The sequence below is a fragment of the Paenibacillus sp. PSB04 genome (assembly GCF_025809195.1).
Lineage (GTDB): Bacteria > Bacillota > Bacilli > Paenibacillales > Paenibacillaceae > Paenibacillus_AQ > Paenibacillus_AQ favisporus.
Window position 1 is genome coordinate 1,680,788 of sequence record NZ_CP081301.1, and the last position, 26,449, is coordinate 1,707,236.

Below are 26,449 nucleotides of genomic sequence, written 5' to 3' on the forward strand. Positions count from 1 at the left end.
GAGGATGATTATGACGGCTCACCAATTTCAGGCTTTACGGAAAACGGCGGCTCTGTATGCGCTGATCTTCGTGTTTCTCATTTCGCAGTTTTTTTATGCCCCGTCTTGGAGCTATGCAGAACCCGCGGAGGCAGTACCTGCCTCCGGTAGCCAGCAGCCAGGCGGTAATGGCACTTCGGATCCGGCCGGCGGTAAGGGCCAGGCTGATTCTCCGGGTGAGGCTGCAGGCTCCGCAGACGCGGGCAATCCGGCTGATGGAGCTGCGGATACGCCGGATGGAAGCTCCGCCGGCGGGCTGAAGTCCCCAGAGCATGCAGTCGCGGCAGAGAGCGCCACTGCAGCCGCCGAGCCGGGCAATTTGGCGGCGGGCAAGAGCATGAGCGCGAGCTCTTCTACCCAGACCTACGCGCCGGCGAATGCGGGCGACTCCAATCAGGCTACATACTGGGAGAGCAATAATAACGCTTTTCCGCAGTGGCTTCAGGTTGACCTTGGCGGGTCCTACAATGTTAACAAAGTGGTCCTGAAGCTTCCGGTTAGCGGCTGGGAGAAGAGAACCCAAACGTTGTCGGTCCAGGGCAGCGCGGACGGGGCAAACTTTACGAATTTGGCCGCCTCGCAGAGCTACACCTTCGATCCGGCCGGCAACAATACGGTGACGGTCAGCTTTACCGCAGCTCCAGCCAGATACGTCAGGCTGGTCTTTACGGCAAACACGGGCTGGCCTGCTGGGCAGATTTCCGAGTTTGAGGTGTACGGCTCCGCCGCTGGTGGCGACACGCAGTCCCCGTCTGCCCCGGGAAACCTGGCCTTTACCGAGCCGGCTTCCGGACAGATCAAGCTGACGTGGACCGCTTCCACGGACAATGTGGGCGTAAGCGGATATGATATCTACGCGAATAACGCCTTGCGTGCGAGCGTTGCCGGCAGTGCTCTGACGTATACCGACAACCAGCCGGCATCGGCCACCGTCTCCTATTACGTCAAAGCCAAGGATGCGGCGGGCAACGTATCCGCCGCCAGCAACACCGTGACCCGAACCGGCACGGGCGGGGGCACGGGCACGAATCTGGCGCTGAACAAGCCGATCACCGCTTCCTCGAACGAATACATTTACGTGCCGGCCAATGCCAATGACGGCAGCCTGACCACCTATTGGGAAGGAGCTGCCAATGCGTACCCGAATACGCTGTCGCTCAGCCTGGGCGCGAATGCGAATATTTCGTCCATCGTGCTGAAGCTGAATCCGGACAGCGCTTGGGGACCACGCACCCAAACGCTTCAGGTGCTGGGCCATGACCAGAATTCAACCAGCTTCACGAATTTGGTCTCCTCTGCGCAGTACAGCTTCAGCCCGGCGTCCGGCAACACCGTGACGATTCCGGTGACGGCTACCGCCAGCGATATCCAGCTGAAATTCACCGCCAACTCGGGTTCGACCGGCGGCCAAGTGGCGGAGCTGCAGGTCATCGGAACGCCCGCTCCGAATCCGGACCTGACGATCACGGGCATGTCCTGGACGCCGGCATCTCCGGTAGAGACCGATGCGGTCACGCTGACGTCCACGGTCAAAAACGTGGGGACGGTTTCCTCCGGAGCAACGACGGTGAACTTTTACCTCGGCACGACCAAAGTCGGTTCCGCACCGGTGGGCGCTTTGGCGGCAGGAGCTTCCACGAACGTAACCCTGTCCATTGGTGCCAAAGACGCCGGAAGCTACCAATTGACCTCCAAGGTGGATGAAGATAAGTCGGTCATTGAGCAAAACGAAGACAATAACGCCTTCACCAACCCGTCGCCGCTGGTGATTGCACCGGTATCGAGCTCCGATCTGGTAGCTTCTTCGGTGACCTGGACGCCGGGCAACCCTTCGGCCGGCAACACGGTGAACTTTACGGTGACGGTTAAAAATCAAGGAACGGCCGCCTCGGCGGGAGGCGCTCATCATATCAAGCTGACGTTAACCGATGCGACGACCGGCGCGGTGATCAAATCCTTGACGGGCTCGGTTAGCGGCGTCATCGCCAGCGGGGCTTCAGCTGCACCGGTCAGCTTAGGCAGCTGGACAGCGGCGAACGGAAAGTATAACGTCAAGACGGAAATCGCCGTTGACGGCAACGAACTGCCGGTGAAGCAGGGCAACAACGTCACAACGCAGTCCTTCTTTGTCGGCCGCGGCGCGAACATGCCGTACGACATGTATGAGGCCGAAGATGGCGTTATTGGAGGTGGCGCGGCGATCGTCGGTCCGAACCGGAACATCGGCGACCTCGCCGGCGAGGCTTCGGGACGTAAAGCCGTGACGTTAAACAGCACGGGCAGCTACGTTGAGTTCACGACCAAAGCCAATACGAACACGCTGGTGACCCGGTTCTCCATTCCGGATGCACCCGGGGGCGGTGGTATCGATGCGACGCTGAACGTGTACGTCAACGGCACTTTCACTAAGACGATCAATCTGACGTCGCGCTACGCCTGGCTTTACGGAGACGAAGCGAACCCGAGCAACAGCCCGGGAGCCGGTGCGCCAAGGCATATTTATGACGAGGCCAATATCATGTTCGACAGCACCATCCCGAAAGGCAGCACAATCCGGCTCCAGAAGGATGCGGCCAATACGACGAACTATGCGATCGATTTCGTCAGCCTGGAGCAGGTTGCGCCGATTCCGAATCCGGATCCGGCCAAATACGCGGTGCCGGCCGGCTTCACGCATCAGGACGTGCAGAATGCGCTGGATAAAGTGCGAATGGATACGACAGGCAATCTGGTTGGAGTATACCTGCCGCCGGGAACGTATCAGACCTCGAACAAATTCCAGGTCTACGGCAAGCCAATTAAAATCGTCGGCGCCGGCCCATGGTACACCCGCTTCGTGGCCCCGGCGAACCAATCCAACACAGATGTCGGATTTACGGCCAACTCCACGGCGAACGGCTCCACGTTCGCGAACTTTGCCTACTTCGGCAACTATACCTCACGTATCGACGGTCCGGGCAAGGTGTTCGACTTCTCGAACGTGGCGAACATGACGATCGACAACATCTGGACGGAGCATCAGGTGTGCATGTATTGGGGAGCCAACACCGATTATATGACGATTACCAATTCGCGCATCCGCAACACGTTTGCCGACGGCATCAACATGACCAACGGCAGCACGAACAATCTGGTGCGCAACGTCGAAGCGCGGGCTACCGGCGACGACAGCTTCGCGCTGTTCTCGGCGATCGACGCGGGCGGGGCGGACGAAAAGGACAACGTCTATGAAAACCTGACTTCGCTCTTGACCTGGCGTGCAGCTGGCCTCGCCGTCTACGGCGGATACGGCAACACTTTCCGCAACATTTACATTGCCGATACGCTGTGCTACTCGGGCGTGACGATCAGCTCGCTGGACTTCGGCTACCCGATGAACGGCTTCGGAGCCTCACCAACGACCAATTTCGAGAATATATCGATCGTCCGGGCCGGCGGGCACTTCTGGGGCCAGCAGACCTTCCCGGCGATGTGGCTGTTCTCGGCATCGAAAGTGTTCCAGGGCATTCGGGTAAGCGACTTGGATATCGTGGACCCGACTTATCACGGCATTATGTTCCAAACCAACTATTTTAACGGACAGCCGCAAAATCCGATCAAGGACACGATCTTCACGAACGTTACGATATCCGGCGCACAGAAGAGCGGCGATGCATTTGACGCCAAGTCGGGCTTTGGGATCTGGGCCAACGAAATGCCTGAGCCCAATCAGGGGCCAGCGGTCGGCTCGGTGACCTTCAACAACCTGAAAATTGTGAACACCGCCACGCCGATCAAAAACAATACGTCGACCTTCACCATTAACGTGAATCCTTGATATCAACGCTATATCAGTTGAAAAGTTGAAATTGAAACATTCTACTCCTTGCTTGCATCGGTATTCTCTAGTTCAAGGTATATAGCCAGTAAAAAGGACGTACAGCCCCATCCCGTTTCTTTGGGAATGGGGCCGTACGTCCTTTGCTGATTTTGTTAAGTAATAAAGAGCATGTCAGTATCAGTGACTTTGCTTCCTTATATCGCAAGAACTTCCGCTAAGTGCGTATATCACCTCAAGCCGAAGCTGAGCTGCTGCCGGCCTTACCGGCTGCGCCCATGATCACCGAGTCTTTAGGCAGAAGCAGCGCGAACAGGCCGAGCAGCGGGAGAAAAGCGCATACCTGTGTCATCAGCGCTACCCCGTGTGAGTCCATCAGCCAGCCCATGATGACCGAACCCAAGCCGCCCATGCCGAAGGCCAGTCCGAAGAACAGCCCGGCAACGGTTCCCACGTGTCCCGGCAGCATCTCCTGTGCATACACGATAATGACCGAGAAGCCCGACATCAGGATCAGGCCAATGGCCGCGCAGAGGATCACCGACCCGATCGGCCCGGCATAGGGCAGCAGGAGGGAGAACGGAGACGTGCCAAGGATGGAGAACCAGATAATTTTTTGACGCCCGAACCGGTCCGCCAGCGGACCGCCCAGGAACGTACCGGCCATGCCGGCGAACTGCAGGGCAAAAATACTCAGCTGCGCGCTGGTCAGCGGAAGGTGGTATTGATCCATGTAATAGAAGGCGTAATAACCGGTCATGCTGGCGAGATATACGAACTTGGAAAACAGCATGAGGATCAAGATCGCGAGCACATACACAATAAACCGCTTGCTGAACCGGCTAGGCTCCTGGTGATGGGTACGGTTTGCGGTCCGGGCGGGACGGGTCTGCCGGCTGTACCAGCGGCTGACGCTGAGCTGCAGCGCGATGCCGAGTCCGGCCAGCACGATAAACCATAGAAAACCGAGCTGACCCTGCGGGCTGATGATGAACGCGGCCATCAGCGGAGCAAACGCCTGGCCGGTGTTGCCCCCGACCTGGAATACGGACTGCGCCAGTCCTTTCCGCCGGTTCATGGCCAGGTGGGCGACCCGGGACGACTCGGGATGGAGCACCGAGGAACCGATCCCGATCAGGGCCGCTGATAGCAGCAGGTACCAAAACGATGGTGCCAGGGCTAAACCTGCCATACCGAGCAGGGTGAACAACATGCCAAGCGGAAGGAGCAGCGGCAGCGGGCGGCGGTCAGTATAGTACCCGATGGCCGGCTGCAGAATGGAAGCCGTAATATTGAGCGTGAAGGCAACCCAGCCGATCTCGGTATAGCTCAAGTGCATCTGCTGCTGAAAGAGCGGAAACACTGCGGGAACGACCGACTGCATCGCATCATTCAGCAGGTGGGCGCAGCTGACGCCGAGCAGAACGGCCAAAGCCGTATTTTTCGCCGTATCCACGGTCATTTCAGATTGTGACATTTCTCCACATCCTCTTTTTTTCTACCCATCATAGCGGATCGAACACGCATCTGTCGCAGCGAAAATTGCCTTTTGGACAGAGCACGATATGCTATACTGAAGCGGGGTGAGGGTACATGAGAATGCAGATCGTAATGCCGCAGCTGGAGGTTCACCGCTTCTCCAGCCCGTTCGAAAATACACCGCATGCACACGACGATCAATTCCAAATCACGATTCCGCTTCAAGGGACCTGCCATTTTACGCATGAGTATAAACAGCTGGCGCTCCCTCCCGGCGAAGGAATTGTGCTGCAGCCTAGCGACCGGCATTCCTTCTACATCGGCGACGGAACGGGCGTGGTGGTGATCCGGATCCGGCCCGAAAGCCTGTACCCGGGTGATTCTTCGGTTTACAGTGAGCCCCGGCACAGAAAGCAGTTTGACGTGAGCCGGGTATCGAGGGTGTTTCGGCAATGGACAGCGGACATGATGGCTCTCGACATGGCTGATCCGCTCGTGGAGGAGGAGCTGGAAGCCCGGATGATCTGCGATCTGCGGGAGCTGATTTGGGAGGGGACCGTTCCGGCCAGCCCCAAGATGGCCCATGCTGCCGCCGACCGGCATCTGGCACAGGTGCTCGAATATGTGCATGCGCATTTCACGGAACAGTTGAGCGTCAGCAGCCTCGCAGCGATGGCGATGCAGAGCCGGTACCATTTTATCCGGTCGTTCAAGTCCCTGACGGGCGTGCCTCCGTATCAGTATGTGCTGCAGCTCCGGGTGAGGGAAGCGATGGAACAGCTGAAGACGTCCGCGGACACTGTCACCGTTATCAGTTTCAACCTTGGGTTCTCGAGCACGAGCCAATTTTTCCGGGCCTTTGCCAAGATGACCGGCATGACGCCGGAGCAGTACCGGAAATCGGAAGGACGCCGCTTGATCTAAAAAACTTAAATTGGAGCTGTGAAATCGAACCGTATCCGAGAGGGATGCGGTTTTTTGAGCTTATCATCGAGACGGATTCTCCGTAATATATCGATACACGCTTGACAAGATATCTAAGTAGTATTATAAAATAACACTACAGTACTTTAGCGAAAGGAGGAGCTAAAAATGATCGAACAACTGCGAAGCCTCGGTCTTTCGGATCTGGAAGCGCGCATCTACCTCGTGCTGCACGAAGAGCCCCATTTGTCAGGTTATGAAGTGGCGAAAAGGGTATCGGTATCGCGGACCAACGTCTATGCGGCGCTTCGGGTGCTGACCGACAAGGGCTTCTGCCGCTCCATCGAAGCGGATCCGGTGCTGTACGATGCCGTTCCGATCGGGGAGCTCATCCGCATGCTCAAATCTCAGTTTGAGCAGACGGCGAAGGCGCTTGTGGAAGAGCTGGATGCGCCGCCGAAGGCGGCACCTGCCTTTTACACCTGGAAAGGGGAACAAGCGCTGCAGACCGCCATCCGCCGGCTGATTGCCAATGCGGATAGGAGTATTGTCGTTGACATTTGGTCGGAGGATGTCCACTGGGTGGAGGAAGCACTGATGGAAGCCCAGCAGCGCGGGATTAACGTCATTCTGATCACGATCGGCGAGGCGGGCACCAGGCTTTCGAACGTCATCGTACATCAGCGGAGCGAGGAGTGGGCGCAGGTAATCTCGCGTAAATTTTCCGTTCTGTGCGACGGCAGGGCAGCCCTGATCGGCAGCTTCGGCAAATCACTGAAGCTGTCTGCACTGGAGACAGACCACCCGTCGGTGATCGAGCTGCTGAACAATGCGTTCTTCCACGATGTCATCGCCGACCGGATTGAGCAGGACTTCGGCCGGGAGCTGGAAGAGAAATACGGACGTCACTACGAGCGGATAATCGATCCATATCGCGGGATGCTGGAATAGGAGGCGTCCCCCTTTTTTCGGAGACTCATTAGTGGTATTCAAGAATACTATTAGAAAAGTAATTCTCATATCAAAAGGAGATGGATGAAAGATGAAAACAAATCTGAATGTTGAAGAAATTCGCACTGTTCTTGAAGGGACCGGCGGACAGCTGCTGGTCAAATACGGCCAGGGGCCCGCTCCGGCGGACCGGGAGGCGATGATCGCCCGGTTTGTGGAGGCGAACTCGTGGGCAGAGAAGAACATCCGAAGCATACTCGAATCCCGTTACCCGGATATTCCATGGTCGGAGGCCGAATTGGATGCAGATCAGCAGCGTGAGCCGGAGTTTGGCGGGACTTATTGGGTGCTTGATCCGGTGGATGGCGCGGTGCATCTGCATCAGGGTTTTGCCTTCTGGTCGACCTCGCTGTGCCTGATCGAGGAGGGGCAGCCGGTTTTTGCGGCAGTGTATGATGCGAACCGGCGTGAATTTTTTCATGCGATGCGGGGAAAGGGCGCCTTTCTGAACGGGGAACGGATGGCCGTGGCGCAGAAAACCAAACTTGCCGACGCCCTGCTGGTCACTGCGCCGCCGAACAAGGTGGAGAAGGAGCCCGAGAACGTGCGGCTGACCGCCTGGAGTACCGGGAAGCTCCTGCCGGAGACGACTGCAATCCGTATGCTCGGTTCGGTTGCGCTCCAGATGGCTTATGTGGCCTGCGGGCGGATGGATGCTTATTGGGAGCACGGGCAGGAAGTTTACGACTGGATGGCCGGAGCTCTTCTGATTGAGGAGGCAGGCGGAATCGCAACCGATATGGACGGCGGGCCGTTTGGATGGGGGGCATCCGGCGTTATTGCGGGGAGCCGGGAACTATGCAGTGGCATTACGGGGGTACTGGGCTATTAATGCTATGAAGCCATGCGTACCTTTTCAGTACTTGAAGCGGGGGAACATGGCTGGTAGACTGCTTGTAATCTGGTAATTAAAGGAGGAAGTCCCATGAACACAGATCTTCTTGGTGCAGTCCGGTTTATAAACAGCCGTTTCGACAGCCGGGCCAAGGATATTGCTCCGGTGGGTGCCGGAGACTGGTCAACGGCTTACGGATTCACGCTGGACGGCCAGGAAATGGTGATCCGTTTCGGCGCTCATGTGGAAGATTTTCAAAAAGATCAGGTCATGGGTTCACTCGCCCCGCCAATGGTACCCGTTCCTGAGGTTACCTTGATCGGAGAGACATCCGAAGGTTTTTATGCCGTATCGAGGCGGGTCCGTGGCGGACATCTGGATGAGCTTGATGCTGGGGAAATGCGGCTGATCCTTCCGGGGCTGATTGATGCGCTCTTGGGACTTCAACAGGTAGATACAGGAAGTATAAGCCATGGTGGAGAGTGGCGTCTTGGGGGCCGTCGCGCAAGCTGGAGTGAGGAGCTGCTGTCCGTGACCGGACCGAGGGACCGGCTTCCCGGCTGGCGGGAGCGGCTGGATGTATTCCCCGCGGAGTCCAAAATTTTTGATAGCGGTGTCTCGGCTTTACGGCGGCTCGCCCCCCGTCTTCCCGAGTATAGAGGTATCGCTCACTGCGACCTTTTGAACCGGAATGTATTGGTGGACCGCGGCGGGTTGACCGGCATCATCGATTGGGGAAATGCCATTTACGGCGATCCCTTGTATGACATGGCCTGGCTTTTATACTGGTGGCCTTGGTATCCGCAGTGGCAGGAGATCGATCTGCAGCAAGTTCTGAATGATGTTTGGGAACGGCAGGGAGGCTTTCCTTCGCAGATGGAGGAGCGTCTCCGCTGCTGTTTGCTCCACATTGGCTTGGACCATATCGCCTACTGCGCTTTTAGGCAGCGGACGGAGGATATGCGGCGTAATGCCGTGCAGCTGTTGGATTACATATAAAAATATATTTTACAAATAATTGGAAATCAGGTAGACTAATAGAGAAACTAATATTAAAGCGCTTTAACTTTCAGAGGGGGTGGGACTGCGTTAATCCTGTGATCTGCTGCCCGCGCCGACGGCGTTCCGGGCGGTTACAGCTGAGATGAACCGAGGCATAACCTGTTTCCTAATCTATGAAATTAAAGGAGCGTAATGGGTGATGAAAAGAAATAAGAGATTTTCATTAAGCGGCAAAGCCGTCCTGATCTGTTATCTCGCTTTTCTGATGGTTCCCGCCGGATTTGCGCTGGCGGCGCCGAACAAGCCTTTTCCTCAGCATACGACTTACACCAGCGGCTCGATCAAGCCGAGTCATGTAACCCAGACCACGATGGACGATGCAGTCAAATCCAAATGGGACAGCTGGAAATCAGCTTACCTGAAGCCGGCCGGGACCGGCAAATATTATGTGAAGTACGATTCAAGCGGCGCGACGGTGTCAGAAGCGCATGGCTACGGCATGCTGCTGACCGTGCTGATGGCCGGATACGACAGCAGCGCGCAGACCTATTTTAACGGACTGTATAAGTACTACACCGAGCATCCCAGCGACAATAATCCGTACTTGATGGCATGGAAACAGAACAGCAGCTTTCAGAATGTTGAAGGGGCCGATTCCGCCACCGACGGCGATATGGACATCGCTTATTCGCTCCTGTTGGCGGACAAGCAGTGGGGCAGCAGCGGCACAGTGAACTACTTGCAGGCAGCCAAAAATATCATCAATGCCATTATGCAAAACGACGTGAACCAGACGCAATGGACCCTCCGGCTTGGCGATTGGGCTACCGACGGCTCCTACGCTACGGCGACCCGTCCTTCAGACTTCATGCTGAACCATCTGAAGGCGTTCCAGCAGGCGACCGGTGATACCCGGTGGACCAAGGTCATTGATAAAACCTACTCCATTATCAATTCGATTTATACAAATTACAGTGCATCGACGGGATTGCTGCCCGACTTTGTCGTCTACTCGGGAGGCGCGTACAAGCCGGCGCCGGCCGACTTCCTGGAAGATACGACCGACGGCTCCTACGCCTATAATTCCTGCCGTACGCCTTGGCGGATTACGACCGATTACCTGATGACTGGCGACAACCGGGCGCTGAATCAGCTGAACCAGATGAACAGCTGGATCAAAGGCAAGGTGAACAGCAACCCGGGCGCCGTCAAGGACGGATACAAGCTGAACGGAAGCGTCATCGGTTCGTATAACAGCGGCGCCTTTTTCGCCCCGTTCGGCGTCAGCGCCATGACTTCCTCGTCGAACCAAACCTGGCTGAACTCCGTGTGGACGTATACGGCCGGAAGCTCAAGCGAAGGATACTATGAAGACAGCATTAAGCTGTTCTCGCTCCTTGTGATGTCCGGCAACTGGTGGACGTATTGATTTTTGGGGGTATTCGGATTTTGTAGCGGTAAAATAATCAAATCAACTCCCAGTGCCCATTCGAGGCACACCGGTACGACAAAATGGCCTTTTCTATATTTTGTCGTCAAACATGGTTTCCGTTCTTAAGTTGTTCATCAATGAAATTTTGGCTTCCAACATGTCATTAAGAGTTCTGTGAATCTGCTCAAATTCGATCTGTTTCTGCTCGATCTCACGTATCTTTTCACGAAAGAGGTCAATGAGTTCCATTCCTTTTGATATCGTAAGCTTATCCACAGTATATTCTTGAAAGAGTTCTGTCATTTCGTCTAGAGAAAAGCCAACGCTCTGCAGCCTCTTAATGATCTTCAAATGTTCGACTGTCTCCTCTGAATAGTCACGATAGTTATTTTTCCCCCTAAGAACATAACGACTGTCTAACAAACCTACCTTCTCATAAAATCGAATGGTAGGGGCTGTCAAGCCTGTTTTTATTGCTAACTCATGGATTTTCAATGTAAATCCCCTCTAAATGATTTGCCTTCAAGTTAACTTCATAGTTTATGATTCCATTGTAACACAGACTACCAAGACAAAATGGAGGGAAATCGAAATGAGGAGTTTTGATTCGTCGAGTAGTGATGTGAACAATTCAACATCAACCCCTGCAACAATGCGCGCGGTCCGTTTACATCAATACGGTGAACCGGCAGAAGTACTGCGCTTGGAACAGGCTGCGATCCCTAGCCCCGGTCTCGGGCGTATTCGTGTGAAAGTGCACGCTTGCGGGCTAAATCCAGCCGACTGGGGAATATGCAAAGGTCTGTTTCCCGGTGATCTGCCTCGCGGCATTGGTCTGGATGTGTCTGGGATTGTGGATGCGGTCGGTGAGGGTGTCAATGATGTCGCGATCGGCGACGCCGTCCTAGGCATCGCCGACTACGCCGGTGCCTTGAGCGGTGGCGCGGCTGAACAAGCAATTCTGGACCATTGGGCACGTATCCCGGAAGGACTCGACTTCGTGCGGGCTGCGGCACTGCCGCTCGCAGTCGCAACATCCTATCGACACATTGAAGTGCTGGGGGTGAAGTCGGATCATACCCTCCTTGTGCACGGAGCCGGAACCATGCTAGGCATTGCCGCCGTCCAAATCGCCCTGATGCGAGGTGCCCGAGTGATCGCTACCGCCGGGGATAGCTACGCCGATCAGCTCCGCGCGATGGGAGCGGAGCTGACCTCGTACGGCGACGGAATGGTTGAGCGCGTAGCCGAGTTGGCCGGACAGCCGGTGGATATGGTTCTGGATACAGCACCGCCGAGTGGAGCACTGCCTGCTCTTATCCAAATCGTCGAAGGTGATCCTCGTCGCGTCTTAACCATTAGCGACTTCACCGCAGCCGCCGAGCTCGGTGTCCGCACCACCTTCACAGAGCTCTCCATGGATGAGGCTCAGAACTACGATGTTCTCGGCGAGTTCGCCCAGTACACAGCGGACGGCAAGTTCACTGTCCCTGTTGCTCGGACTTTCGCGCTCGATAAATGGCGCACAGCACTCGACATCAGCCTGAGTGGGCGCGCCCGCGGCAAGCTGGTCCTGCTGCCTACCGGTAACTAATGTAGTTCGAAATCTGAAATGGAAAATTATTCAATCCACCACAAATCGGAATAGTCTTCTTGGGGAAACCCGTCTATGGGTAAATAACATGAACAGCCCCGGCCGCAATTGGGCCGGGGCTGTTTGGCTATCACCAAGTGATGAAGTGGTTCAGACCTTCACCGTCTCGTTTTTGCTGTCAGTTTGCTCACCCGACTCCGATGAATCCGTCGGTTCGCCCTGCCACAGCAGCTGCATTTCCGTGCTGGACTCCAGCAGTTCGGCAAGGCTGCCTTCCGCTTCGATGCGGCCGTCCTTCATCACGATGATGTGGTCGGCCTGCGCCAGCGCTGCCCGGCGGTGGGACACGGCGATGCAGGTGACGTCGCGCTCCTCAAAGAGACCCTCCCACAGCTTCTTCTCCGTTTCGACGTCGAGCGCGCTCGACAGATCGTCGAAAATAAACAGGTCCGACTCGGTCATCATCATACGCGCTGTGGCAGCGCGCTGGATCTGGCCGCCGGACAGCATAACGCCTCTCGGGCCGACGAAGGTATCGAGACCTTTCTCCAGGTCCTCGATATCCTTCTCCATGACGGCCAGCCGGATCGCCCGGGCGAGCGCATCCGCCTCGGGCGGGCTGCCCTGGACGATGTTCTCCTGCAGCGTGTCGCTGAACAGCCGCGGAACCTGCGGCGTATAAGCGGACCGCGGCGGAACCAAGAACGCCGCCGGATCGATGTCGCGGCCGTTCCAGCGCACATCACCGCCCGATTTGGGCAGCAGGCCGAGCAGCGTGCGGACGAGGGTCGATTTGCCGGAACCGATCCGTCCGGTGATCACGACGAACTGGCCTCTTGTCACCGCAAAGTTCACATCAGTAATTCCGTTCTCCGAGCCCGGATAGGTGTAGGAAAGGTTCCGGATTTCCAGCGTTTGCAGCCGGTCGTCGGAGCTGCGCTCGACCACGGGCAGCTCGGGCGGTTCGCCGTAAAGGTACGTTTCGCTGAAATCCATGATCCGCTCCTGCTCCCCTGGCCGGAAGAGAACACTCATACGGTCGAGGGACACCTTAAGTCTTTTATGCTGAAAAACCATATATCCGAACAGAGAAATACTGAACGCAATATTGGTCATGTATGAGGTAAACAGGGCGAAATCGCCGACGGTAAACTGTCCGGCCTTCATCGCCGAGGCACACATGAGCAGGATAATGCCGGTACAAATGCTGAGCACATGCTGATTGAGCGAGCGCATCCACTGCTTGAACAGGTTATCCTTCAGCGCCGCCTGCCGCCGCGATTCATTCAGTTCCACAAAGCGGCGGTGGACATGCTCCTCGGCCTGCCCCAGCTTCAGCGCCTGCACCGCGCCGAAAGACTCGGCAATGAAGCTGGTGATGCGCCCGGTGGCTTCGCGGTTCTGCTGGCCGTAGCGTCTCGCCCGGTTGCCGGACAGATTGTTCAGCAGCGTCACCGCAACCAGCGGCAGAATCGCGACCAGAGTGATCTGCCAGTTGATGCGGGCCATGATGACCAGGGAGATGATCGCAAACGCAAACCGTCCCCAGAAGTCGACCCAGGACTCCACGTATTCGACCACTTCATCCACGTCTTCGCGGAACCGGCTCACGGCTTCGCCCGGTGAAGCGGGGAGGTTGCGTCCGGGCCAGCGCATGATGCCTTTCAGCATATTCGTGCGGAGAATCGCCTGGATGTCGTAAATATAGGTGACCCATTTAAAAAAGGCCCAGAAGAAGACGCCGGTCCGGGATATGCGGACGATAGCGATAAAAATGAGCGGGGCGACGAGCCACAAATAGTTATGCGACTCGCCGGTCGCTCGGTCGAAAAACCACTGCATACCAAGGCCCAGCAGCAGCGGCATGGAATGGAACAGCCCCCACAAGAGGCCGTTCACAATAAACAGCGAGATGTTATACGTAAACAGGCGCTGGATAAACCGGGTTACGGTCATGCCAAGTCCTCCTCTCGTCCGGTAATCAGCAGCTGGGCGTAGTGTGAGGTTGGGTCTTTCGCCAATACCTCCCGTTCCCCGAATTCAAGAATCCGGCCGTCGCCCAGCACCATAATGTGGTCGACCTGCTCCAGCGTGGAGAGCCGGTGTGCGATCACGATGCCCGTACAGTTCTGCATGAGCTGATCCACGGCAGACTGCAGCATCGCTTCGGTAGCGGCATCCAGCCGGGACGACGGCTCATCCAGAATCACCAGGCTCGGCTGGGTCAGAAAGACCCGTGTCAGGGCGAAAAGCTGCGCTTCCCCGGCGGACAGCGAGGCGCCGCCGGCCTTCAGATGCGTATCCAGACCTTCCGGCTGCGAGTCGATCCATTGCTTGAGTCCGAGCCTTTCGGTCGTGCCCAGAATATAGTCGTCCGATATGCTGCCGTCAAACAGCGTCAGATTGTCCCGGAGCGTGCCGTCAAACAACTGCACGTCCTGCGTGACCATGCCGACCCGGCGGTACAGCGCCTCGAGCTTCAGGTCGCGGATGTCTACGCCCCCCACCCGGACGGTGCCGCTGTTGATATTGTACAGGCGCAGCAGGACCCGGCTGAGGCTCGACTTGCCGCTTCCGGTACGTCCGATGATGCCCAGACGCTCGCCAGGCCGGACGGTGAACGTAATATCGTGGAGTACCGGCTTATCCGGGTTATAGCTGAAATGGACATGGTCGAATTCCAGACCAAGCGCTCCGTCAGGCAGAGCCGTTTGTGACCCTTCCATGATCTCGGTGCGGCTCGCCAGCAGCTCCTGGGAGCGCAGCATGCCGGATTTGGCCTTTTGGAATTCCTGAACCTGATCCCCGAGCTGCTCGATCGGATCGTTCAGCATTTGGGTGTATTGATAGATCAGGAATAGCGTGCCGAGCGATATTTGGTCGGTCAGAAAATAATGAACACCGAGCATCAGCACCGCCGTCACGGCGATGGCGAACAGCACGACCGTTGTATTCCAGGGAATGACGCGCAGCATCCAGGCTTTGCGACCTTTGAGGAACACATTTCGCATAGAGCGGTAGAAGCGGTTCATGACGTACGGCACGTTGCCGTTCGCCTGAACGTCCTCAATGCCGGCGATCCGTTCCTCGATCAGACCGAACAGGGCCGCGCTGGCACCGCGTTCATCTTTGGAGGAAGTGACGCCCAGATTGCGGATGAACACCATGGCCCCAATAGATGCCAAAGTGAACAGGGTCATGACCGAGGCAATCGGCCAATTGATCGTAAACATATAGCCGAGAATGCCGGCAAGAAGCACGAAGCTGCCAATGACTTTAATGATAAACATGGCGAAAAAGTTCGACATGTTGGTGACGTCCCCGTCGATCCGCTCGATCATTTCGCCCGGCGTTTTCAAGTTGTGAAACCGCATGTCGAGCCGCAGGCAGTGCTTCAGCAGGTCGCCGCGCAGCTGGTTGGTGGCGCGCCAGGACACGTCGTTGCCGAGATAGCTGATCGCCACGGTCAGGACCTGGTTCAGCACGGCAAAAACCAGGTAAATCCCTGCCAGCACGAGCAGGCTCGAGACGATGCCGTTCGCGGCGGCCGTGTCGATAAAGCGCTGCACGATCTGCGGATTGACCAGCTGCGCCCCGGTCGAGGCGAGCAGCAGAATAAGCAGCAGGAGCAGCCGCCCCCGGACCGGCTTCAAATACTTCAGCAGCCAGGACATCGATGGTTTTGCGGATTGTTGCATGGTAAAACCCCCCAATTCCAAACGAAACCTTATGTATGGTGACTAGCTTTCGCCCGGCTTTCATAATTGACCGGATGCAAATAATATCCATCATACAATAATTTGGAAGCGATTCAAGATAAAGTTTGACTAAATCCAAACTTTATCGGCGTTTTGTCTCAGGGTGGCTGCAAGGCTTGCAGTGCGTGCCATCCCCCTTGCCTTCAGGCGTAGCAGGCGGATTCATGCTGAAGAAACGAAGTGGTCCCCTTTATTCCCGGATTTCAACCTTCTACCCGTTCCATGGAAATCTGGGAATAACAGGGATCGGAAGCATGATCCGCATGCGGAGCCCCTCCAGTTCATATTCAGTTCATAATGTAGGTTTAATCTTAGTACCGTTCACAAGCTTGGCGCTGCTTGTTGCAGGCCTTGGCTGGTGACCCAGAATCAAGGGAGGTATGAAGATGGAGCCCATCATTCGCGTAGAACAATTGCGAAAACAATATAAAAACAGCAAACGTCCGGCCGTGGACGGGATCAGTTTCGAGGTGGGGCGGGGCGAATTTTTCGCCTTCTTGGGCCCGAACGGAGCGGGGAAAACGACGACGATTTCGATCCTGACCACCACGCTGTCCAAAACCGAAGGCACGGTTATGATCGCCGGCTATGACGTGGAGAAGGAAGCGGCGAAGGTACGCCGGAATGTCGGCATTATTTTTCAAAACCCGAGCCTGGACCTCGATTTGACGGCGGAAGAGAACATCCGCCTCCATGTCAGCATCTATGGCGTTTATGCCTACCGGCCGTTCTACAGCATGATGCCGAAGGAATACAAGCAGCGGATCGAGGAGCTGGCCGCCATCGTCGGCATTCACGACAATTTGTTCAAGAAGGTCAAAGGCTTCTCCGGCGGGATGAAGCGCAAGCTGGAAATCATGCGCAGCTTGATGCACAAGCCGCAAATTTTATTTTTGGATGAGCCGACGCAGGGGCTGGACGCTTCTGCCCGCCAATCGCTGTGGGCCTATCTGCAGAAGATCCGCAAGGAGGAAAACATTACGATTTTCCTGACGACACACTATTTGGAAGAAGCGGAGGAAGCCGACCGGGTATGCATGATCACGCACGGCAAAGTGGCGGTGCTCGGAACGCCGGAAGAGATCAAACACAAGCTGCTGGGTGACAAAAGCATGCTGATCGATGCCGGCGACCGGAAGGCGCTGCGGGCGGAGCTGGAGGAGCTTCAGGTTTCTTTTACCGAAGAGGAACAATGCTTCCGGGTCCGTTTTCAGGATAAAACGCCGCAGTCCCTCGTAGCCCGTCTGCAAACGCCATTAAGCCGGATGGAAGTGCACCAGCAGACGCTGGAGGAAGCCTATCTGAGCCTGGTGCAGCAGAGTCAGAACAACGAATCGAGAAAGGGGGCGGTCTAAATGCTCATGACCAAAGCGCAAAAGGAAAGCAACGCGGTCGTGGCGATCGCCGCACGGGAAATTACGAAGGGAATCAAAAATCCGGTACTGATGATCGTGAGCATCGTCTTTCCGATCATTTTCATCGGCATCTTCGGTGGAAGCCTGTCGCAGAACATGGCCGGCAATCTCGGCTACAATTATTTGCAGTTCATGATGATCGGCATGATCGTGAACAGCGTGTTCACGGGCCTTATCACGGGGATGAGCTCCCTGATCGAGGAAAGGAACCAGAATTTGACGCAGGAGCTGTATGTGTCCCCGATCTCCAGGTATTCCATTATCCTCGGTAAAATGATCGGTTCCAGCTTCACCAGCATCGTGGGGCTGATCGGCATTCTAATCGTTGCGCTCCTGATGCAAATTCCATTAGGCGGCATGCATATTGTATGGCTGTTTCTCATTACGCCGCTGTTCTGCCTGATCGGCGGATCGCTGGGTATTTTCTTCATCGGGTTTGTCCAAGACAGTAAGACGGCGGATATCGGTTCGATGCTGCTCGTTATGCCGCAGATGTTCCTGTCGGGAGCGATGATTCCGATCCAGCATTCCACCGGCATTCTCGGCTTTCTCGCCCATATTATGCCGATGACGTACTGCATCGATTTAGCCCGGGCGGTGTTTTATTCCGGGACGCCGGTTTACTCGCAGGTCGTGCTGTACCATCCGGTGACAGATTTGCTCGTGATGGCAGGATTCTTCCTGGTCTTCACGATCGTCGGCACATTGATGTTTACGAGATCGGAACGGAATCGGTAAAATGCAGGTAGGACGAAAATAGCCCCTCCGGTTGGGGCATGGATGCACGGAACGCATAACCGCGAACGTTCGCGTTTATTTCATATCTATTTATAGAAAGGAGTGGGGCGACTTGGCTCATATACTGGTTGTCGACGACGATCCTCATATCCGGGAGCTCGTCAGCCATCTGCTGAAAAATGAGGGCTATACGATAGCGGAGGCGGCGAACGGAAATGAAGCCTTGGAGGCAATGGAGTCGTTCAAGGCCGATCTGGTCATCCTCGATATTATGATGCCGGGCATGGACGGCTGGGAGCTGTGCCGTGAGCTGGATGCGGCCTATGACATTCCGCTGCTGATGCTGACGGCCAAAGGTGAGACTTCGCAAAAGGTCAAAGGGTTTGAGCTCGGGACCGACGACTATCTCGTCAAACCGTTTGACCCGCTCGAGCTGACCGTCCGGGTGAAGGCGCTGCTTAAACGTTATAAAATATCGGCCTCGCAGGAAATTCAGTTTGGCGACGTGCGTCTGAACCGCAAAACGTACGAATGCTACGCAGGATCGGCTGCGCTGACGCTCCCGCTGAAGGAATTTGAGCTGCTGTTTTTGCTCGGCAGCTACCCGGGCAAGACGTTTTCCCGGGATCAAATCATTGAACATATTTGGGGCTATGACTATGAAGGTGACGAACGGACCGTCGATGTGCATATCAAGCGGCTGCGGGAACGGTTTGCCGACCAGCAGGACCGCTTTCAGATCCGCACGATCCGTGGCCTCGGCTACCGGCTCGAGGTGCTGTCATGAAGGAGCGGGAGCAGGGGCCGGTTGATGCGTTCCAGGCTGACGGTACCGATGCCCGTTCCGGGAACCTGGAGCGAAGCGGGCCGGATCGTTACAGCGCACAGCGGGAACGGATTCAGCGCCGCCGTCTGGATCGGGAGCAGAACGAAACGTGGCTGCGCATGAATCACGCGAGGGGGACGAAGCCGGAGGACCGGCAGGAGGCCCGCCGGCTCAAGAAGGAGGAGCGGAGAAGAAAGCGGGAGGAAATTGCGAAGCGGAGAGAGGATGAGATTCGGGGCATGGACGGTGAGCCGCCGAACTTTTGGCTGCGCGTCCGGATCATCTTTTTCATGATTCTTGTGCTGTCAGCGCTCATCGTTTGCTGGACTGCTGCGTTCTATTTAACTCACGGCCTTCGCTGGCACATCTCCCCCCTCGTGAGGCAGCTGCTGAATTCCGTGCTGGGATTCGTCATTTTCGGCGTTTCCATCTCGATTATTTCGCGGTTTGCGAAGCGGAGACAGTCGGAGTTTTACCAATTGGTCATCGATGCGCTGAAGCGGATCTCCAAAGGCGACTTCAAGGTGGAAATTCCGGTGTTCGGTGAAAACGGCCACTGGGGCGGGATTGTGAAGGGGATCAACAACATGGCCGCCGACCTGAACAACCTGGAGCATATGCGCCAGGAGTTTATATCGAACGTGTCCCACGAGATTCAATCCCCGCTGACTTCGATCAGCGGCTTTGCCCGCGTCCTGCGCGAGGAGAACCTGAGCCCCGGCCAGCGGGATCATTACTTAAATATCATTGAGGAAGAGAGCGTGCGGCTCTCCCGGCTGTCGGAGAACATGCTGCGCCTGGCGTCGCTGGATTCCGACAAGCATCCGTTTCACGCTGAGCCAGTCCGGCTGGACAAACAGCTGCAGATGCTCGTTCTCGCCTGCGAGCCCCAGTGGCAGGGCAAGGACCTCGATATGTCCGTAGAGTTTGAACCCGTGACGATCGAGGCGGATCGGGATTTGCTCAGCCAAGTCTGGGTGAATCTGCTCCACAATGCGATTAAGTTTACGCCGGAGGGGGGAACGGTCCAGGTTTTTCTCGAGGAAAGCGGGCAGGAAGCCGTCGTGCGCGTCAGGGACTCGGGCATTGGCATATCGGCCGAGGACCTCGAGCATATTTTTGAAAGATTCTATAAAGCGGATAAATCAAGAACCCGCTCCGGCGGGGGAAGCGGGCTGGGACTATCGATTATTCAGAAAATCGTGCAGATGCACGGCGGCAGCGTCTCGGTCCAAAGCGCTCCGGGAGAAGGCACGGAGATGACGGTCCGGCTGCCTAAGGCAGCAGACCGAGCTGCCGGGCCGTAACGAGCGCCTGGGTTCGCGAGGATACGCCAAGCTTTTCATACAGGCGGGATAAGTAGACCTTAATGGTCCCTTCCGACAACGCCAGCTCGGCGGCCATCTCCTTATTGCTCGCCCCTTGGCCGATCAGCCGGAGCAGCTCGGATTCGCTGCGGCTCAGCGGCTCGGCCGAGGCCGCCGGAGCTGCAGCCGCAGCCGCCGTCTCCAGCATGGCCACGGGGAATAGCCTTAGAAGCGTACGGACATAATCCCCGGATACTTCCCCCGGGAGCCCGGCTCCAACGTCCTCATGGCTTCCACCGGACTCTCCGCGAATGACGGCCGCCTCATACCGGCCAAGCAGCGACATCATCGGCTTGCCCTCATCCACAAAACTCCGGATATACCCGCTGCGTTCTCCCAGGAGCAGGGCCGTATGGAGGTGGCGGAGGGCGGCCGTTTTTTGCCCCAGCTGTTCCTTCAGCAGCGCCTGCAGGATATGGTTCTCCACGATGCCGGAAACGAGCTGCTCGCGCTCCGATTGGGGCAGCAGGTGCTCCAGAATCCGCAGCGCCTCGTTCTCCTTCCGCTGCTTGCCAAGCAGGCGCACAAGCGTTATCATTTCATACTCCCGCTGAAAAGTCGGCTTGTCCTTGGCGGACAGCCCCAGCCGGGCCATCAGCTTCTTGGCGGCCGGTATTTGTCCGTCCGCAAGAAGCATGCGGATTTTGAATGCCGTCAGCAGATGGACCCAAGGCGCACCCCAGCCGGCAGAAGATGAGAGCGGGGCATCCAGCACTTCGTCGATGACGTCATGCGCCAGAGCGGTCCGGTCGTCCGCAATGAGCAGACGGGCCTTCATGAGCAGCATGGGAACGAGCAGTCCCGGTACGTTTAATTTTTCGGTCAAAACTGTCATCTCCTGGAGCATCTGGCGGCACTCGCCGAGACGGTTCCATTCATAATATCCTTCAACGAGCGACTGCTTTACATAGAGATGAATGAGCGCCCCCTGCCAGCCATGGGCGGCGAGCACACCCATAAACAGCGTGCCGATTTTTTCCGTGTCCGCCGACAGAACTCCTTTTAGCCCCAGAGCGGTCCGTCTCACAAGAGGCTCCGTTTTGTTGTAGTTAAACATATAATAAGTCGGGTCAGCCGGGAGGATATCGTCCAGCATGGTCCCGATGAAGGCAAACCAATTCGTGAAGTCTCCGCTGGCGAACATCAGATTGGAACGGACGAACAGGATGCCGCTCTGCAGCTGCTTCAGCCGCTCCGATTCCTTCAGCGTTCGGGTCGACGCCTCCAGTGATCCGAGTCTGGCTTCAGCCTGGCCGAAGTGCCCGGTGAGCACCAATACGAACGCGTACAGGAGTGACAGCTCCATAGACAGCTCATAGGCTGGCGGGAAGCCCTCGAACCAGCGCAGCAGGACGGAAACTTCACCGCGCTCCAGCACGGCTGGAATATGCTGCTCGAGCAGGCGGCCCGCCTCGGCGTAATCACCGGCAGCCATGGCGTGGTCTACGGCTTCGTCCAGCAATCCGCGGGACGCAAAGCCCCGGCTTGCCAGCCGGTTCAGCCGCAACCACTCATCGGGCTGATGCCGCTTGAGGTGTTCCCGGACAAATCCGGCGAATAAATGATGGTAGCGGAACCATTCATGCTTCAGGTCCAGCGGGATGAGAAATAAATTGAACCGGCGGGCCGCGTCAAGCTTGTCCCCGCTGGCAGGGTCGCCCGTGAGCAGGCTGCATATGCCTGCATCCATCCGGTCGAGAACGGCCGTCGTCAGCACGAACGATCTCAAGTCGGCAGGAAGCTGCGCAAGTACCTCCTGAAAAAGGTAATCGGCCACATCCCGGTGGTCTCCATAGAACCCTTCGATCCATCGGTCTACGTCTTCCGCCGCTCTTAAAGAGAGCGAGGCCAGCTGCAGACCGGCTGCCCATCCCTCGGTCCGTTCCGCAATCCGGTCGATCTGCCGCGGGGTCAGCCGCATGATGCCGGACTTGTGGTAGAACTGCTCGGACTCGTCCCGGGTAAACTGGAGCCTGTCGGCGTCAACGACGATGCATTCCCGCTTGGAGAGCCATTTTGATGCAGGAAAAGGTACTTCCTTGCGGCTCGCGACCGTCACATGAAGGGTGGGGGGCATATAGTCGATCAGGTAAGACAAGCCGTTATGGATGCGGTCATCCTCTATCCAATGATAATCGTCCAATATGAGCTTTACAGGCTCGGACAGTCCATAAAGTTCATTCATTAACGCATCCAGGAAGGCGTCTGCCGACAGGGAAGGCAGGGCATCGGCCAGTTCCAGCATTCGCAGGGCTGCCGGGGCCGGCAGGATTTCCGCCAATGCAAACGCCGCATAGCGCCAGAACCGGACCGGATCGTTGTCACGGCCGTCCAGCGCCAGCCAGGCGCAGTTGACGCCTTCGCTTCGGGCCCACTGCGTCAACAGGGTGGTTTTGCCTGAGCCGGCAGGGGCGTAAATCAAGGTGAGTCTGCCATGAACTCCACCCGACAGAGATTGAAGCAGGCGTTCCCTCTCGACCAAGCCATCCTTCGGAAAGGGCAGGGTGATTTTTGTTTTTAAGATGATTGCATCGGTCCGCGTGATCATTGTATCCTCCAAATTTCCGACAAAATGGATGCCTTTTCCGTACTTTTTCTCTCATTATATAAAAAAACGGCCGATCCGTTAACTTTCGTTAATCGCCAAAGGCCTGTTCTTCGGTTAAAATATGCGCAGATCGGAACGTGAGACGATGAGCCGGTCACCCCAATTAACCAAACAACGCCATTCTCCCCACGCAAGGTCCCTGCTCCTGGGTCCTAGATCCCCCTCCCCCACAACTCTGCCGCGAAGCTCCCCGGAAACCGGAAACGGTCCCCCTGCCGGATTCCGGCGTTATGCAAAAACAGCCAATCAGAGCATGCTCTGCATTGGCTGTTTTTGGTTAGGGAAGATGAATGGATTTGATATGATCCGTGTGAAGAAGGATGGTTTGGCCTCCCGCCTCGATCAGCTCTATAATATGACTGTCTACTTTTTTGAGGAGCCCGGCTTTGAGGGGAGATTCACCCAAATCGAACACGACCAGACCATTCTGGAATTTTTCAAGCTGCTGTTCCAAGTTCCGCGATAGGGCCGGTGTTCCCGGCTGCACGGGAAAATGCGAATCGCTCAAATCATAGGGGGTCATATTCGGAGGGTACGGAGACAAATATTTTACATGGTGCAGCGGGATATAGATGGTATGGTGAACAGGGGAGTAGAAAAGGAAATAATCATTCATAATGCTGGTTACATACCCATGAATCGAGCTGGCACCGCCAAGATGGATTTCCGTAAATATGCCTCTTGCATTCATCAGCATCTTGCGAAAAGAAATATGGGCATGGTCAAGAACGGGCTCTTTGTTGGCTTGAGACGAATCCTCGGCCTCCTCCATGACCTTCATGTGCTGAAGATGGTGTACCGGCGTGTAAATATATTTGTTTTCCGAGTAGAGGACCAAAATATCGCTGCCGACATCAATGAGTTCACCGATGATCGGGATTTTATAGCCCGAGATCTTTAATTCTATTGTTTTTCCAAGTAGAGAACGGATGGACTCCATAGCTTGCCTCCTTTCATATGACATATTGAGTCCAGAGATAAAGGCTGGCGAGGCTGACGATTAGACCGACAGGTATCACAATGAACGTAACGCGCATATACTGCTTCCATGTGATATGAATTTTGCTGCTTCTTAACATGAACATCCATATCAAGGTAGCGAGGGTTCCGACGGGCGTCAACAGCGAACCGATGTCACTTCCGATAATCGTTGCCATATAAGCGAGATGGACATGCTGCGGATCAAGTCCCATGCCGAGCACCGCTAAGGTTCCGATCATGACGGACGGCAGGTTATTCACGATATTGGACAACAGGGTCAGCAAAAGTCCGAATGCGGCGATCAGACTGGCTTCACCCATGCCGGCAAAAGGTTGTAATCCGTTGATTAAAGCAGCGGTTAACCCGGCGTTATCCAGGCTTTTGACGATAATATAGATGCTGAAGGCGAACAGCAGGATATGCCAAGGCGTCTTCGTGACGATGTCTTTGATCCCTGTTCTTGTCCGATACCAGCGGACGAAGACGATGAGGGCAGCCCCGGTAATCGCGACATACTCGAGCGGTATACCCAAGCTTGCTGCTAGAAAGAAACCTGCCCGGAAGAGGACTACGATGCAGATGCTGACACGAAACAGCCACCAGTCGATTTGGGCTCTGGATTCGGTTGGCTGTTGAAGCGGGTGTATGTTAACTAATGAATAATCACGGGCGGGGTTACGGGAGATGGTAACGGGTATCTGTTTGCGGAAATAAAGGTAGAGCAGCATGGCGATCGTTGCGATCCCGATCATGGAGGGGACGAACATAATTAGGGTATAGCTGTTCAGGTCCAGGCCTACGATATTAAGCGCGATGAGATTCGCGAGGTTGCTCACGCCGATCGGTGCGCTGGATGCCGTTGCGATGAGTGCGCCGGAAAGGAGATACGGTATTTTTTGATGCGGCTTTAATTTCAGCATCGAGCAGATTTGAATAATGATGGGCGTTGTGATCAGGATACTGCCATCGTTATTAAAGAAAATCGTCATTAGGAAGCAGAGCAGGATCACGTACCAGAACAGTTTCCGGCCGGAACCGTTTACCCGTTCAATCAGGTTAAGAGCAACCCAGCGAAAAACACCGACGCTGTCCAGCACCAGGGACATCACGATTGTAGACAGAATCGTCACAGCGGCTCCGGAAACGATGTTGAAGATGGTGATCAGGTCCGTTAAAGGGACGACCCCGGCGGCGAGCAGAATAAATGCTCCGGCAGTGGTTGAAAAGGATTCGTTGATTCCGCGGGGACGCCACATCAAGAAAATGACGGTGATGGCAAATACGCCGACTGTTAGCCACATTTGGTAGTCAGACATTTACTTTGACTCACCTCCCAGGGGGAGAACACTGGATACTGGCTGAATGACTGGATCTGCGGTCCGTGTAGCTTTTCCTGGACGAATCATCCAGTACAACGGGATTCCGGCAAGTAAAACTGCAATAAATACATACATGGTTTATTCCCCCCTTTGTGGATTGGATTCAACGCGAAGGGTCTATTTGGTTGATTGCAGTCATGGCTTATTTACCGATTTTGCGCTTGCGTACCGTACGTTTAATCGTTTTGGTCTTTCTCCAGGATCTGTTAGCCCATTCCATGGCCCCTCTTGTCAGATTGCCTTTGGTATGGTTGCCGCGGGTTTTGTTGCCACGGGTTTGATGGCCACGAGTTTGATTGCCACGAGTTTGGTTGCCACGAGTTTGGTTGCCTCTGGTTTGATTACCACGAGTTTGGTTGCCGCGGGTTTTGTTACCTCTAGTTTGATTGCCCCGGGTTTGGTTGCCTTTGGTTTGGTTACCACGGGTTTGGTTGCCTTTGGTTTGGTTACCTTTGGTTTGGTTACCTTTGCTTTGGTTGCCTCCAGACTGATTGCCTTTAGATTGATTTTTGTTACCGCCGCTCTTGTTCTTGTTTCCTCCACTGGTGTTTGAGCCGATTACCATAACGGATTTTACATGGAATATCGGAATACTGATGACTTCATCTTTTTTGGCTACCACCGTCAATGTGGATTGGTTCACATCCGCAACCACACCTTCGACTTTTTCAGGGCCGCCGCGGTTGATCTGTACGCGTTGGTAGCGGAGCGCGTGCAGCAATCCAGCGAAGTTTCCTGCCATAATCGGGTTCACCGTCATGGCTTTTGCCCCTCCGGATTTGCCTGTGCTGCTGATGCTTTTGATATGGGTGCTGTTGACATAGACGATGCCTTCTTTCGTCGCAACGGCCAGGTAACCGTTTTGTATCCCCACCAGAACACCTACGATCGAGTCCGGCCCGCCGCGATTGATTTTCACCTCGCTCCCAATGGAGTTCATTGTGTTAAGACCTGCTAACGACATACCAATTACCCCTTCCAAGATAGTTTGGATAGTCTCATGAAGGGCTTTATTTGTCCTTCGAGTCTATCTGTAATCTATTTATATGTGTCTTGCAAAAAAGGGGACTAGCCGAAAATACTAGATTATCCAAAATCAAACCGGAGTCTATCTTTCTATGTCTGCCGAATAGTTTTTACACTAGAAAGGCGTCAGCCCTTACGTGAACTGCCGGCGCCGCATAGGTTGAACAAAGCCTAAATAGGGCAAATGATCACGCCGTGTTCAGCCCCAGTGGGCCGGG

Annotated in this window: 19 protein-coding genes; 11 read left to right on the plus strand and 8 right to left on the minus strand. The window is 55.6% G+C overall.

What is annotated here, in order from left to right:
• The first annotated feature begins 10 nt into the window (after positions 1-10).
• The gene (locus K2F33_RS08120; protein ID WP_263881391.1) at positions 11-3,856 is read left to right on the plus strand and encodes a discoidin domain-containing protein; all 3,846 of its coding nucleotides are present in this window, start codon (positions 11-13) and stop codon (positions 3,854-3,856) included.
• 235 nt (positions 3,857-4,091) lie between these two features.
• Here the strand turns inward: K2F33_RS08120 and K2F33_RS08125 are convergent, their stop codons facing one another.
• Positions 4,092-5,333 (minus strand): MFS transporter, encoded by a 1,242-nt coding sequence (locus K2F33_RS08125; protein ID WP_263881392.1) that lies wholly within the window; start codon positions 5,331-5,333, stop codon positions 4,092-4,094.
• A 116-nt stretch (positions 5,334-5,449) separates the two neighbouring features.
• On the opposite strand from K2F33_RS08125, the gene K2F33_RS08130 reads away from it, so the two are divergent.
• The 5 genes from K2F33_RS08130 (at position 5,450) to K2F33_RS08150 (ending at position 10,536) form a co-directional block, all read left to right on the plus strand.
• Complete coding sequence (locus tag K2F33_RS08130; RefSeq protein ID WP_089549298.1) at positions 5,450-6,259, plus strand: AraC family transcriptional regulator; 810 nt, start codon at positions 5,450-5,452, stop codon at positions 6,257-6,259.
• A gap of 168 nt (positions 6,260-6,427) precedes the next feature.
• The gene (locus K2F33_RS08135; protein WP_263881393.1) at positions 6,428-7,210 is read left to right on the plus strand and encodes a TrmB family transcriptional regulator; all 783 of its coding nucleotides are present in this window, start codon (positions 6,428-6,430) and stop codon (positions 7,208-7,210) included.
• 91 nt (positions 7,211-7,301) lie between these two features.
• Positions 7,302-8,102: an inositol monophosphatase family protein gene (locus tag K2F33_RS08140; RefSeq protein ID WP_263881394.1), complete on the plus strand. Its 801-nt coding sequence runs from the start codon at positions 7,302-7,304 to the stop codon at positions 8,100-8,102.
• Between the two features lie 93 nt (positions 8,103-8,195).
• Complete coding sequence (locus K2F33_RS08145; protein WP_263881395.1) at positions 8,196-9,104, plus strand: phosphotransferase family protein; 909 nt, start codon at positions 8,196-8,198, stop codon at positions 9,102-9,104.
• Positions 9,105-9,306: 202 nt separating this feature from the next.
• Positions 9,307-10,536, plus strand: coding sequence for a family 8 glycosyl hydrolase (locus tag K2F33_RS08150; RefSeq protein WP_263882309.1), 1,230 nt, complete (start codon positions 9,307-9,309; stop codon positions 10,534-10,536).
• Between the two features lie 93 nt (positions 10,537-10,629).
• Here the strand turns inward: K2F33_RS08150 and K2F33_RS08155 are convergent, their stop codons facing one another.
• Entirely contained in the window at positions 10,630-11,034 is a 405-nt protein-coding gene (locus K2F33_RS08155; RefSeq protein WP_076173042.1) for a MerR family transcriptional regulator, read from the minus strand.
• Between the two features lie 97 nt (positions 11,035-11,131).
• Here K2F33_RS08155 and K2F33_RS08160 point away from each other — a divergent pair, with 97 nt between their 5' ends.
• A complete protein-coding gene (locus K2F33_RS08160) occupies positions 11,132-12,133 on the plus strand; it encodes an NADP-dependent oxidoreductase (RefSeq protein ID WP_263881396.1) in 1,002 nt (333 codons plus the stop codon).
• A 150-nt stretch (positions 12,134-12,283) separates the two neighbouring features.
• Here the strand turns inward: K2F33_RS08160 and K2F33_RS08165 are convergent, their stop codons facing one another.
• Both K2F33_RS08165 and K2F33_RS08170 read right to left on the minus strand, forming a co-directional pair.
• Positions 12,284-14,089, minus strand: a complete 1,806-nt coding sequence (locus tag K2F33_RS08165) for an ABC transporter ATP-binding protein (protein ID WP_263881397.1) — start codon at positions 14,087-14,089, stop codon at positions 12,284-12,286.
• Positions 14,086-15,831, minus strand: coding sequence for an ABC transporter ATP-binding protein (locus K2F33_RS08170; RefSeq protein ID WP_263881398.1), 1,746 nt, complete (start codon positions 15,829-15,831; stop codon positions 14,086-14,088). The genes K2F33_RS08165 and K2F33_RS08170 overlap by 4 nt, the downstream gene beginning before the upstream one ends.
• Before the next feature lie 446 nt (positions 15,832-16,277).
• Between K2F33_RS08170 and K2F33_RS08175 the strand changes: the two genes are divergently transcribed.
• From K2F33_RS08175 to K2F33_RS08190, 4 genes are all read left to right on the plus strand, one after another.
• Complete coding sequence (locus tag K2F33_RS08175) at positions 16,278-17,246, plus strand: ABC transporter ATP-binding protein (RefSeq protein WP_263881399.1); 969 nt, start codon at positions 16,278-16,280, stop codon at positions 17,244-17,246.
• Entirely contained in the window at positions 17,247-18,044 is a 798-nt protein-coding gene (locus tag K2F33_RS08180; RefSeq protein WP_094598014.1) for an ABC transporter permease, read from the plus strand.
• Between the two features lie 112 nt (positions 18,045-18,156).
• Positions 18,157-18,831: a response regulator transcription factor gene (locus tag K2F33_RS08185; RefSeq protein WP_076173037.1), complete on the plus strand. Its 675-nt coding sequence runs from the start codon at positions 18,157-18,159 to the stop codon at positions 18,829-18,831.
• Positions 18,828-20,177, plus strand: a complete 1,350-nt coding sequence (locus K2F33_RS08190) for a sensor histidine kinase (protein WP_318672282.1) — start codon at positions 18,828-18,830, stop codon at positions 20,175-20,177. Before K2F33_RS08185 ends, K2F33_RS08190 begins: the two co-directional genes overlap by 4 nt.
• On the opposite strand, the gene K2F33_RS08195 is transcribed toward K2F33_RS08190, so the two are convergent.
• From K2F33_RS08195 to K2F33_RS08210, 4 genes are all read right to left on the minus strand, one after another.
• On the minus strand, positions 20,146-22,785 hold the full coding sequence (locus K2F33_RS08195; RefSeq protein ID WP_263881400.1) for a winged helix-turn-helix domain-containing protein: 2,640 nt from the start codon (positions 22,783-22,785) through the stop codon (positions 20,146-20,148). The two genes, K2F33_RS08190 and K2F33_RS08195, sit on opposite strands and share 32 nt — an antisense overlap.
• A gap of 337 nt (positions 22,786-23,122) precedes the next feature.
• Positions 23,123-23,785: a DUF2642 domain-containing protein gene (locus K2F33_RS08200; protein ID WP_105445215.1), complete on the minus strand. Its 663-nt coding sequence runs from the start codon at positions 23,783-23,785 to the stop codon at positions 23,123-23,125.
• 13 nt (positions 23,786-23,798) lie between these two features.
• Entirely contained in the window at positions 23,799-25,142 is a 1,344-nt protein-coding gene (locus tag K2F33_RS08205; protein WP_263881401.1) for an arsenic transporter, read from the minus strand.
• A 205-nt stretch (positions 25,143-25,347) separates the two neighbouring features.
• Positions 25,348-26,169 (minus strand): hypothetical protein, encoded by an 822-nt coding sequence (locus tag K2F33_RS08210; protein WP_263881402.1) that lies wholly within the window; start codon positions 26,167-26,169, stop codon positions 25,348-25,350.
• Positions 26,170-26,449 lie beyond the last annotated feature (280 nt).